Source organism: Cellulophaga baltica 18, from assembly GCF_000468615.2.
Lineage (GTDB): Bacteria > Bacteroidota > Bacteroidia > Flavobacteriales > Flavobacteriaceae > Cellulophaga > Cellulophaga baltica.
The window spans coordinates 2351776-2364534 of sequence record NZ_CP009976.1 but is presented as its reverse complement, the minus strand read 5'-3'; the positions used below and the strand labels follow the sequence as shown (position 1 = coordinate 2364534).

The 12759-nt window shown below is 34.3% G+C and carries 6 protein-coding genes; 2 read left to right on the top strand and 4 right to left on the bottom strand.

Annotated features, from left to right (window positions below; genetic code table 11):
- Nucleotides 1–122: 122 nt before the first annotated feature.
- The 4 genes from M666_RS09925 to M666_RS09910 all read right to left on the bottom strand — a co-directional run bounded on the left by M666_RS09925 (nucleotide 123) and on the right by M666_RS09910 (nucleotide 8513).
- Entirely contained in the window at nucleotides 123–1694 is a 1572-nt protein-coding gene (locus M666_RS09925; RefSeq protein WP_029446844.1) for a carbohydrate binding domain-containing protein, read from the bottom strand.
- A gap of 9 nt (nucleotides 1695–1703) precedes the next feature.
- The gene (locus M666_RS09920) at nucleotides 1704–3428 is read right to left on the bottom strand and encodes a RagB/SusD family nutrient uptake outer membrane protein (RefSeq protein WP_029446845.1); all 1725 of its coding nucleotides are present in this window, start codon (nucleotides 3426–3428) and stop codon (nucleotides 1704–1706) included.
- 10 nt (nucleotides 3429–3438) lie between these two features.
- Nucleotides 3439–6564, bottom strand: coding sequence for a SusC/RagA family TonB-linked outer membrane protein (locus tag M666_RS09915; RefSeq protein ID WP_029446846.1), 3126 nt, complete (start codon nucleotides 6562–6564; stop codon nucleotides 3439–3441).
- A 335-nt stretch (nucleotides 6565–6899) separates the two neighbouring features.
- A complete protein-coding gene (locus M666_RS09910; protein WP_158400231.1) occupies nucleotides 6900–8513 on the bottom strand; it encodes a tetratricopeptide repeat protein in 1614 nt (537 codons plus the stop codon).
- Nucleotides 8514–8957: 444 nt separating this feature from the next.
- Here M666_RS09910 and M666_RS09905 point away from each other — a divergent pair, with 444 nt between their 5' ends.
- A complete protein-coding gene (locus M666_RS09905) occupies nucleotides 8958–11480 on the top strand; it encodes a glycoside hydrolase family 2 TIM barrel-domain containing protein (RefSeq protein WP_029446848.1) in 2523 nt (840 codons plus the stop codon).
- Between the two features lie 7 nt (nucleotides 11481–11487).
- A complete protein-coding gene (locus M666_RS09900; protein WP_029446849.1) occupies nucleotides 11488–12714 on the top strand; it encodes a glycoside hydrolase family 117 protein in 1227 nt (408 codons plus the stop codon).
- The last annotated feature ends 45 nt before the right edge of the window (nucleotides 12715–12759 follow it).

The window sequence follows — 12759 nt, the reverse complement described above, 5'->3', positions numbered from 1 at the left end:
GTAGAAAACTTTTAATAATTTAAAACCCTGATAAAAAAAAGGTTTGGAAGCTGTTCTGCTAAAATAAAAAAAGGTGCTTAGAAAATTCTAAACACCTTTTTCACTACTCAACTAACTAATTATTATGGTCTAATTTCAACTTCTGCAACGCTGATATTATCCATGTAAAATTTTAAAGTTTGACCATTGCCAACATTATAACCGCGAATAACAAAATTTACATCTTCGTCTGCTCCTGGCGTAATAAAGGCCGAAGTGTACACCCATTCATTCACAGGAAAATCTTCTGTAAAAAATGTAGTTGCTGCTTCAAAACCAAAGCTTCTAGGGTAAAATCTTAAATCTGACACAAAGTTACCACTGGTTGGGTAAGGAGCTGTAAAGAAAGGGCCATCAATATAAATCCACACCCCTACTTCATATGTGGTACCTGCTACCAAAGAAACTATTGCATTTTCACCAAGCATATCTGTATGGCTTATTACCATACCACCTTCAGGTCTAAATTCTACATAGGCACTTTTACTCCCATCTTGACTTACAACAGAGGATAAACTAAAGTCATATTCACCCCAGTTTCCACCCCAAAATTGATAAGGCCAATTGGTATTGGTTGTATTCTCAAAACTATAATCATAATTGCTATTCTCTAGCATATTTACGGTGTTGAATACAAGTGCCTCATCTGTAAAAGATGTGGCCGCTACAGCATCTAGAGTGCTTAATTCGCCCGCCGTATAAGAAACCATGACCTTATCATTATTATACACTCTTTCTCCTTCTAATTCCAATAAAAGAATATTTTCATCTACAGGATCTGTTGTGATTGATGCAATTTGTGGAGAAATTATAGCTCCACCTGCTGTTTCAATTGAAATAGAAAAATCTGTTTTAGCTGCAGTTGCTGCATCCATATCTCTACTAAATTCCAAAGCCACTTTACCCTCTTTATCGGAGACCGCGTCTAAAATAACAGGATCGGTAGACGGGATTACTTTTATAAAGTTTTTAATTGAAATGGTATCTCCGCCAAAAGGTCTACTTCTTGAAGCAATAAATTCTAAATCATGAACACCTACTTTACTATACCTTACATCTGCATCTCCCTCTGGATTTTGCAATGTGTTTGGCTTAGCATTAGGTAAGTTCCAAATAAAATTGATTGGATCACCTTCTGCGGTATAGCTCAATCTAATATAGTTACTTGCTGTAATTACATTTTCTGCATTATCAACTAATGATAATTCTGCTCCTAGAGAGCCATCAGCATTGACATAATTTGCCTGAATCTGTGCCGTTACATCTCCTAAAACCGTCACTACAATAGTCGTGTCTAATTCCGTAGAGCCACTAGGTGTTGTACGCTCATCTGCATAGGCTTCGTTTTCAAATGTTTGTTTCAGCGTCACATTATGTACCCCTACTTTACTAAATGTAGCTTTCACTACAGCTTCAGAAGAAGTAGATACATCTGCAACACCTTCAGGAAACGTCCAAGTACGAGATACAACACCCGATGAAATATCACCGAAATCTATATGCCCACCTACATTAATCTTATTTTCGAAATTCATTTCTGAAGTTACAATAGCCCTATGGCTCGCTTCAGTAAGCTTTACCTCATCTTCTTCTGTACAGGCATAAAATGCTAGCAATGAAACAATGGCAAAGCCAAATAATTTTATTTTTTTCATAATAGTATATTATAAATTATCATTAGTCTGTACTTCCTGAGTTGGTATCGGGAAATAATTATGCTTTGCTGGGTTATAATTTGCCGCAGCTAAAACAAAGTCGGGACGTATTCTTTCAATTATATATAAAGGAGCTACTCCGCCATCACTTACTTTAAGTACTGATTCTTTATTTGCTTCTCTCCAAATTTCATCTGCTCTTAAATCATCAAAAACTTCTTGAACAATACCCCAACGCACTAAATCTTTCCATCTATGACCTTCAAAACATAATTCTATAGGACGCTCCACACGTTGTAAATGTTTCATTACTGTTTCTGAGGAAGCCGCTACCATTGGAAAGTCTCCATGTACTTGCTTACTGACATGTAATTGCGGAAACATACCTGCATTATCGGCCATATACTGGCGAAGTGTAACCACACCCGCTCTACTTCTTACCATATCGATATAATCAATGGCAGTTTCATAATCATTATTAGCTTCTATAACTGCTTCTGCATACATCAATAAAACATCAGCATATCTAATATGTCTGAAATTAATACCTGATCTACTCTGCGCAGGTTCTGATTCTAAATGATACCAATTTGAATGTTTTTTCACGTAAGCACTCTGTCCGAAGGCAAAACCACGAATAGCAGAATATTCTTGCTGATAGTATAAGCCTTCTCCATTTCTGGTAGCGATGGTAGCGGTCATTCTTTTAGATTCGCTATTACCATCATTTATGGCATTGCTTGGATCTACTTGATCATTAACCAACATTTCATGTAAATTGTAACTAGGTAATATGGTATTGAACCCTCCATAATTTAATTGACCAACGGCAGTAGCCATCGTAGTAGACTCTGCTCCTGTTTCATTAGAGTTATCATCTACAACAGCTCCAGGAACTCCAGGGCTTAAATCAAACGAATAGTTTACTTCAAAAATAGATTCTGAGTTAAACTCATTTTCATGTTGAAAATTATCAGAAATATTTGCAGTTAAACTATACACGTTTGATTGGATCACATCATTAAATTCTGATGCCGCCTTAGAAAAATCTTTATCAAATAAATATGCTTTTCCTAAAAGGCTTTTTGCCGCTCCCCATGTTGCTCTACCTATATTCTTAGCATCCCAAGTTTGCGGTAAATTATCTTTTGCAAAAATTAGGTCTGGAAAAATTACAGCGCTATTAACTTCTGCTATAGAAGAAAATGGTTTAGATAACTCTTCTTTTGTTTCTGCTACACTCGTATGAATTACAGCACCTCCATAATTATGAGCTAATTGAAAATAAAAGAAAGCTCTTAAAAACTTTGCCTGTGCTTCTATTTGCAGTTTAGCATCCTCACTAAAAATAGCACTGTCTGCAGTTTGGATGTTTTGAATTACTTGATTGGCTCTAAAAATACCGACATACAATTGGTCCCATTTATCGGTTACGTGGTACGTACCATCATTATAGGTTAAATTTCTAAAAGCTGCAGGTCTATACCAAGATTCCGTTCCTGCTATATCTCCTAAAATCATTTCATACTGCAACTCTCCACCACTTATATCTTGAAACTGCAATGCTCCATATACTGAAGAAAGTGCACTAGTATATTGCTGTTCCGATTCCCAAAAAGTATCTGGTGTTATTGCATTAGGATTTATTTCTTCTAAAAAAGAATCCTCGTTACATCCAAAAAGCAATAGCGTGCCTATAAGGATGATATATATTTTATATTTAATTATTTTCATATTTCTAGCTTTAAAAACTTAATTGAACACCTAACATAAATTGTCTTGTAACAGGGTAGTTACCTCTATCTACACCTCTTGTGAAAATACCATCTCCTCCAACTTCAGGATCGTATCCAGTATAATTTGTAAATGTAAATGGGTTTACGGAAGTTAAATACAACCTTACTTTTTCAATTCCTGAGGTCTCTGTAATGCCAGGAATAGTATAGCCCAGTGTTAGTGTTCTAATTCTAAAATAAGTACCATCTTCCAAGAAATAATCAGATCTAGCTCTTACATTATTATGAAAGGCATTTTGTCTATCTGTTGGGATATCTGAATCTGGATTTTGAGGGGTCCACATAGAATACAAATCTTTGTGTCTACCACCACCATAAGCGTATAATTTTGCTCCGTTATAGATTTCTGCGCCATAAGAGAAATAAGTTTGTGCATAAAAATCAAAGCCTTTATATTCTAAATTCAGGTTTAATCCTGCTTCGAAATCTGCTTGCCCAGAACCTGAATAAACTCGGTCATTATCATCAATTTGACCATCTGCTTGATCTGCAATACCATCATTATCAGAATCTATTGTCAATTGATCAATCATCATTAAATCTCCTAATTGAGCACCACCATCAATAAGCTTGTAGGCATCTAATTGTTCTTGAGTTTTAATCACTCCATCATTTTGCACTAAGAAAAAAGCACCTGCTTCATACCCTTCTGCCAAAAATGTGGTATAATCAACATTAGTTCCCTGAGATACAATTGGCCTACCATTGGCATACCCACGTTCCACTCCGTTTAAATCTAATACCTCATTCTTATTTTTAGTAAATGTTCCTGAAATCGTATATTTAAAATCATCTCCGATTCTGTCTTTATAGCTTGCTGCTATTTCAAGACCTTTATTCACCATATTCCCCGCGTTTACGGTTCTAACACTATAAATATCTGCAGCTCTTGGTTGGTAAGTACCAGAAGAGGCTGGTAACCTTTCTTGCAATAACATATCTTCTTTATTGTTCTCATAAACATCTGCAGTTATGCTTAGCTTATTTTGGAACATACTTAAATCAATACCAATATTTTTAGAGATTGTAGTTTCCCATTTTAAATCGCTATTAGCATATCTACGTTGAATGTTTCCAAAACCAAGTTCTTCATTAGGACCAAATGGATAATTAACACCAGATTCTATAATAGGAATGGCTGAGTATGCCGCTCCTGTATTTTGATTTCCTAGTTCTGCCCAACTAGCTCTAATTTTTAAAGAATTAACGCTAGTGATATTTTTGAAAAAATTCTCTTCGCTTATATTCCAACCAATAGAAACACTAGGGAAAGATCCGTATCTGTTATCTTTTGTAAAATTCGAAGAGCCATCATGTCTGATACTGGCAGAAAGCAAATACTTTTCGTCAAAGTTATATTGCAATCTAGCTAGTTTCCCGGCAAGAGTACTATTTACATTAATACTACTTGGTTTAATGCCTTCTGCACCAGAACCCAAAGTTTGTAAATCGTTACTTGCATCTTCACTATAAATTACACCAACTCCTAATGCTCTTGAATTAAACTCTTCATAAGAGATTACTCCTGTAAAGTTGAAATTGTGCTTGTTAAAGCTCTTATCATAGGTTACAATATTTTCTATTGTTTCTCTTTTAGAAAACGTATAATCTTCATTCAAAGAAGCTTGTACATTAGAGGCAGTAGCATTAAGTACTCCTTGATTTGTAAATGCTAAATATTGTGGTTTGAAAAATTTTCTGAAGTAGTTATAACTATTTCTCCCTAAATTAATTTTATACTTTAACCCATCAATAATTTCATATTCCAAGCTTAAGGCTATGTTGTCAGACTTTACTTCACGTTCATCTACATTATCTAATTGGCGTGATAAAAAGCTAAAAAGTATATCATTATCAACATCCAACTCTACAGAATTTTGTCCTACAGAAGGAATATCCTTTAAAGGTTTGTTCCACGGTGCTTGTGCTATGGCATATTCATAAAGTGCAAAAGGCTCTTGATCTCTATTTTCAACAGAATATCCCATTGAAGCAAAAGCTTTAAATTTTCCTTTTGTGAACTGGCCTGTAAATCTATTTGTTAAACGATTGAAACCAGAATTAATTAAAACCCCTTCTTGCTTAAAGTAGTTGGTATTAAAATTTAAGGTTAAATTTTCAACACCTCCAGATATATTTACATCTAAATTTTGAATAACAGCATTATCATTCTGTACTTCTTCAACAAAATTAGAATCGTAGTCTAGAACATTTGCATTTAAGAAAAATGTTAATGGTTCTGTACCTAGTAATTCTGTTTTTTGCTCTAGCTCGTATAGCTGTTCTGTAGTATTCATTAAAGGAGTACCCGAAGTAATATTCTGAATCCCTGTATAGGTAGAGATATCTATTTTCATTTTACCCGCTTTTCCTTTTTTGGTGGTAATTAAAATAACACCATTAGATGCTCTCACCCCATAAACTGCTGCCGATGCACCATCTTTTAAAATGTCAATAGATTCAATTTGCTCAGGTGCTATATTAGGGTTACCATCAAAAGGAATACCATCTACAACATATAATGGACCTAAACCACCAGAACTAATAGACCCTAAACCTCTAATTTGTACGTTGGCTGATTCTCCTGGTCTACCACTTCCTGCCTGGATATTTACCCCTGCTACTTTTCCTTGAAGCGCCGTACCTAAATCTGAAGTTGCCGTTTTTACAATAGTCTCAGAACTAACATTGGCTACAGAACCCGTAATCTCTTTCTTTTTCTGTGTTCCATACCCTACGACTACTACTTCATTTAAGAGCTCTGTGTCTTCAATTAACACTATTCTTACATTTGAGGAAGCTCCAACCGTCACTTTTTGTGTCTTAAAACCGATGGAAGAAAACACTAAAACCTCACCTTTAGTTGCATTAATTGCAAAATTTCCGTCAAAATCTGCCACAGAACCTTCTTTAGTTCCCTGTTTAAGAATAGATACTCCTGGCACTGGAGTTCCTTGCTCATCTATTACCGTTCCCGTAATAGCACCTTGGGCGTAACCTTGCTGTACCACCAAGATCATTAATAGAGAGAATACTGAAAGTATTCGCCTCCATAGTTTGTCTTTTTTCTTCATAAATTTGTTTGAGTTAATTAGTATTAAACAAGTTTTGGTGAGTTATTTTTAATAAATTCTTATTTACAAATAGATATATTCATTAAACAATAAATTTATTGGCACTAAATTATTAATTTAATATTGTCACCCACCCTAAATAGACTCGACAAAAACTGAACAAAAGACAAAAAGATTAGCCATTTACCAGTGTTTTCCATGAAAACAAACACAACTAGACAATTTTATCTTACCTATTGAAAAGAAAAACACTGAAATTTTATTGTACCCTTTAAAAACGAAAATTGTATTTAAAAACCTGCTTTCCAATAGCATATGAGGCAGTTTTATAAGACTCAAAAATTAGCTATGAACTCCGTAAGATTATCGTTCCGTTCTAGGTTTAACTTTTTTCTTAAACGATAACGCGAAGTATGAACACTTTCTATAGATATCCCTAATAAAGAAGACATTTCTTTACTGGAAAAATTGAGTTTGACCAGTGCGCATAATTTCAGATCTGTCTGACTTAAAGAAGGATAAGTATCTTTTAGATTTTTATAAAAACTTTGGTTAATTGCTGTAAACCTAGCTTCAAATTCTTTCCAATTACTATTAGGACTCCCCTGTGCAGAGCTAATGATTCTATTGATTGCCGGTACATCTAGGTTTTCTTTACTCTTACCTATAGTATCCTTCATTTTCTTAATAAACTCTTCTTTCTCAATTAGCTGCAATGCAGAAGAGGTTAGCTCATTATTTTTAAGTTCTAAAATTTCATTCGCTTTTTGCAGTTCCACCGCTCTTTTTTCTTCAAGAGATTTTTTCTCCAAGCTATGCTTACGCCGAATATTTCTAATCAGAAGAAAACTTAAAATTAAAATTGAAAATATCACTACAACCAAAAGCCATGACTTTAGTGTCCAAAGTTTTTCTTCATTTTCTAAGTTGGCTATATGCTGCTCTTTTATAAGCTCTTTTTCTTTTTCTTTTTGAATTCTATAGCGGTCATTAATTTCAAAAAGATGCTGATTGTTTTTACTCTGCCTACCGAAAATAGATTTATCCAATTGGCTTGCTGCCTCTAAATGAAGAAATGCACTTTTATAATCTTTTGAATTTTTACTGATTAATGCCAAAGCTTCTTGGTCCATTAATTTGTAGTTGGAATGATTGGTATGCTCTTCGGTCAGTGTCAATGAGGTTTTAAAATACTTTTTACTAGCGGTCATATCGCCCATCATATAATAAACCTTACCCAATAAATAATTTATTATAATAAGGTACGATGGGTTTTCTTTTTCAAAAACAACTTTGGCGTTGTTCAATCGGTTAATAGCCAAATCATACTCCATATCAATAGCATCTTGGTATCCAATTTCAGCATCCAAATAACTAGATTTTGTTTGAAATTTTTTCTGGATAATGACACTACTATCAATGTATTTTCGCGCCATTACATTATTACCATTGGTTCTAAACAAATTAATTAACGAGAAATAATCAGAAAGTAGGTAATATTCTTTTAATTCATTTTTTTCAATAAGCCCTCTTTTAAGCTGTATGGAATGATTAAAATATTTTATAGCTTCGTTATCTCTTCGATAAAATAAATACAACCAACCTAGCGCTTGGTAAATTTCTGCGCGTGCAAAATTATCGTTAATTTTTTCTGACAGCAATAGAGCATCCCAGTACCCATCATAAGCATTTCCATAGTCCAAACTATGCGCATACAAATTAGATAATTCACATAAACTTTTTATTAAATGGGTCGTGTCTTTAGCACTTCTATTATAGGAAATACTTTTCTTATACAAAACAATAGCGCTATCTGTATCTATATCCTTTAATAGTTCTGCTTTTTCAAAATACGAATCGGACTTCACAGCTTTTTGAGCGTTAAGCACAAAACCGAAACCATTTAAAACACTAACAACTATTAGTATTATAAAATAGCTTTTCTTCATTTTGAGGAGATAATTCATCATAATATACCTGCTGTTCGAAATTTTAGATTCAAAAATTGATTGAATATATGCAATGTCTAGTTCAAATGTTTTTAAAACTAGCACAAATTAATGTCTGTTGAGTTTTTGTCTAGTTAGATGATATCTTTAAATCCTTTAATAGCTTGATATTTGCGTGATTATCAATGAGACATCGTTTGTAGTGCTTTTTTGTGATATTATAAATTTTAAACCCTCAAAATTATCAAATAGCACTATCCAACAGAAATATAGCACAAAACATAACCTGTTAATTAAAGAGATATTACAAATGCAAAAATCAGATTTAAAACTATAAAAGTACCAATAGTCTAGTACAGGTTAAAAGTTCATGTTTAGTTGGATAACCCATTATAAAAATAAAGAAACGTTAAAAAATAGCTAGTAATAAAGCACATCACCCTTATGAAATATATCATCACTATTCTTGCCTTTATCTCAATTTTAGTCACAAGCTGTCAAACCAAAGTTGCTCAAAATCCTATGGTAGATTTTAATTTTGATTGGGAGTTTAAATTAGAAGATACAGTATCCAATACCTATGATACAGATTGGAGAAAAATTAATTTACCCCATGATTGGAGCATTGAAACTCCCTTAGACTCCATAAAAGGAGAAGGTGCTACAGGGTATTTTTTAGGAGGTATTGGGCATTACAAAAAAGATTTTAGTCTGAATCTAAATGACAACCAAGTGGCCTATCTTATTTTTGACGGGGTATACAATAATGCCACCGTACATTTAAACAATCAGGAACTAGGAAAGCATCCTTATGGCTATGCTCCTTTTTATTACGACATCACCAACAAATTAAATAATGAAACAAATACGGTAAAAGTTACCGTAGATCGCACAAGATATGCTGATAGTAGATGGTATACAGGGTCTGGAATTTACAGGAATGTAAATTTAATTACCAAAAACAAATTACATATTCCGGTCTGGGGAACCTTTATTACGACCCCTAATGCTACAAAAGAATCTGCCACCATACGGATTGAAACTAGTATTAAAAATAACTACGAGGAAGCAAAAAATATAACCGTTACTACTGAAATAATAGATGCCAATCTAACTGAAGTTGGCAGCATAACGTCCACTCTGGATGTCAAAAAATCAAGCATTGAAAAAAATACTGCTGTGCTAACTATAGAACAACCCATGTTATGGGATGTAGACCAACCTCATCTATATACAGCCATTACTAAAGTGATAGAAAATGGTGAAATTATAGATACAGAAGAAACTGTATTTGGCATACGAAGTATAAAATTTGATGCAAGTACCGGGTTTTATTTAAACGGTAAAAACAGAAAAATAAAAGGAGTTTGTTTGCACCATGATGCCGGTTTGGTAGGTGCTGCAGTACCAAAAGACGTATGGAGAAGACGCTTAGAAAAATTAAAAGAAGCAGGTTGCAATGCCATAAGAATTTCTCATAACCCTGCCTCTAATGAATTCTTAGATCTATGTGATGAAATGGGCTTTTTAGTTCAAGATGAATTCTTTGACGAATGGGACAATCCAAAGGATAAACGAAAAAATATGAATGAGCGTAGTGTGGATTACATTACGCGAGGTAATGCTGAGCATTTTCAGGAATGGGCCGAAACAGATTTGAAAAATACAATCCTTTCGCACCGAAATCATCCCTCTATCTTTCAATGGAGTATAGGAAATGAAATAGAATGGACCTACCCTAGAAATGCAGAAGCTACGGGTTTCTTTAATAATATGGATTGGAGTGGAAACTATTTTTGGTCTGTACCTCCAAACAACATTGATGAAATAAAAGAAAAAATAAAAACTCTTCCTAAAGAAAAATATGATATTGGCGCTACTGCACAAAAATTAGCAAAATGGACCAAAGAATTAGATACTACGCGCTATGTTATTGCTAATTGTATTTTACCTTCTTCTAGCTATGAATCTGGTTATGCTGATGCGTTAGATATTATTGGTTTTAGCTATCGTAGGGTTATTTATGATTACGGCCATGAGAATTATCCTAACAAGCCTATCATGGGAACTGAAAATTTAGGACAATGGCATGAATGGAAAGCCGTATTAGACCGGCCGTTTATTTCAGGTACCTTTTTATGGACTGGCATTGACTATTTAGGAGAATCTAATGGTGGATGGCCTAAAAAAGGAACACCAAGCGGACTCTTAGATGTTGCAGGCTTTGAGAAACCCTCTTACTATATGTTCAAGTCTTTATGGAATGATGCTCCATCTCTATACATTGCGACACAAACAGAAGAAAAATCGAACTACAAATCTTCCCATAACGCAAATCCAATAGAAAAGAAAGAAGGTGCATGGAAAAATGCACTTTGGGTATGGCAAGATGTAAATGAGCACTGGAACTATGAAGATGGTCAAGCCACCATTGTGGAAATCTATTCTAATTGTGAGGAGGTAGAACTCTTTTTAAATGAGCAATCTTTAGGGATAAAAAAGTTAACTGAATTTGAAGATCACATCTATAAATGGGCAGTACCTTTTCAAAAAGGATCATTAAAAGCTGTTGGCCTAAAAGATGGGCAAAAAGTTGAAACGTTTTTAAAAACAACAAGCAATCCTGAAGCACTAACATTGTCTTCTGATAAGAAACAATTAAAAGCCGATGGATATGATACTGCCCATATCATCCTACAAATTACAGATAAAAACGGAAACGCTATTAAAACTGAAAATCAAAAAATAAACTTTAGTGTTAGTGGTGGCGCTAAAGTATTAGGAGTAGATAATGGCGCTATCACGAACACTCAAGATTTTAAAAGCGAAGAAATCACTACAGATAAAGGTCGCGCTTTATTAATTATTCAATCTATAAAAAATAGCACAGTTCCCATTCTAATTAAAGCAAGTTCATCCACACTTAAGAGTACCGAAATAGAAATTACAGTTCAACCAAATAACTAATAGTAAAATGAAAAAAAATAATATAAAATTAGTAGCACTAGCGTGTATCTTAGCATTCACAGCATGTGATGAATCTAAAAACTCTGAAAAAGAAACAGGCATGGAAGAACAAAAAATAACCATTACTGATGCCCAAATGGATGAATTAGGTATCACCAATAAAGATTCGCTAAGTGCTGCGTCTAAACGAGCTTTGCAATGGCCCGAAGGTTTGGGTAACGAATGGTTTGTAGAATTCTCCAACCTTCAACCTTTAAAAGGAGATTTAGCCTATGAAGAAGGTGTGGTTAGAAGAGATCCTAGTGCCGTAATTAAAGAAAATGGAAAATTTTATGTTTGGTATAGCAAGAGTACAGGACCCTCTCAGGGCTTTGCTGGAGATATAGAGAACGATAAGGTTTTTCCTTGGGATCGTTGTGATATCTGGTATGCCACTTCTGAAGACGGAGAGACTTGGAAAGAAGAAGGGTTAGCAGTTCCTAGAGGAGAAAAAGGTGCTTATGATGACCGTTCTGTATTTACTGTAGAAATCATGAAGTATGAGAACAAATATTACTTATGCTATCAAACCGTAAAATCACCTTACAATGTACGAGTTAAAAATCAAGTTGGCTTAGCTTGGTCAGATTCGCCAAATGGTCCTTGGATAAAAAGCGAGGAGCCTATTTTAAGTCCGGCAGATAATGGCATTTGGAAAGGGGAAGAACAAAATAGATTCTTAGTAGAGAAAAAAGGAGATTTTGATAGTCATAAAGTACATGACCCTTGTATTATTCCTTACAAAGGAAAATTCTATTTATACTATAAAGGAGAGCAAATGGGAGAAAAAATTACTTTCGGAGGAAGACAAATACGCCATGGTGTCGCTATTGCTGATAACCCTTTAGGTCCTTATGTGAAATCTCCATATAATCCAATTAGCAACAGTGGTCATGAAATTTGTGTATGGCCGTATAATGATGGGATTGCAGCCTTAATTACAACAGACGGTCCTGAAAAAAACACTATTCAATGGGCACCAGATGGTATTAATTTTGAAATCATGTCAGTCATTCCTGGTGTTTCTGCACATGCCATAGGCTTAAATAGAACGGCAGATAATGAAAAAGAACCTACAGAAATCTTACGATGGGGATTATCGCATGTTTATAACAATAGTGATTACCAAAGCATCATGAGTTTTACCTCTGCTAGAAAAACTACGCATGCAGCAAAAGGAGAGAAATCTAAATAACTTCAAGTATTAGTAAATCAAGAGGAACAAATTTAACAGTGTTCC

Coding starts and splice junctions, on each gene's coding strand:
- M666_RS09920 (WP_029446845.1), bottom strand. CDS start 3,428: ATGAAAATAATTAAATATAAAATATATATCATCCTTATAGGCACGCTA.
- M666_RS09915 (WP_029446846.1), bottom strand. CDS start 6,564: ATGAAGAAAAAAGACAAACTATGGAGGCGAATACTTTCAGTATTCTCT.
- M666_RS09900 (WP_029446849.1), top strand. CDS start 11,488: ATGAAAAAAAATAATATAAAATTAGTAGCACTAGCGTGTATCTTAGCA.
- M666_RS09910 (WP_158400231.1), bottom strand. CDS start 8,513: ATGAAGAAAAGCTATTTTATAATACTAATAGTTGTTAGTGTTTTAAAT.
- M666_RS09905 (WP_029446848.1), top strand. CDS start 8,958: ATGAAATATATCATCACTATTCTTGCCTTTATCTCAATTTTAGTCACA.
- M666_RS09925 (WP_029446844.1), bottom strand. CDS start 1,694: ATGAAAAAAATAAAATTATTTGGCTTTGCCATTGTTTCATTGCTAGCA.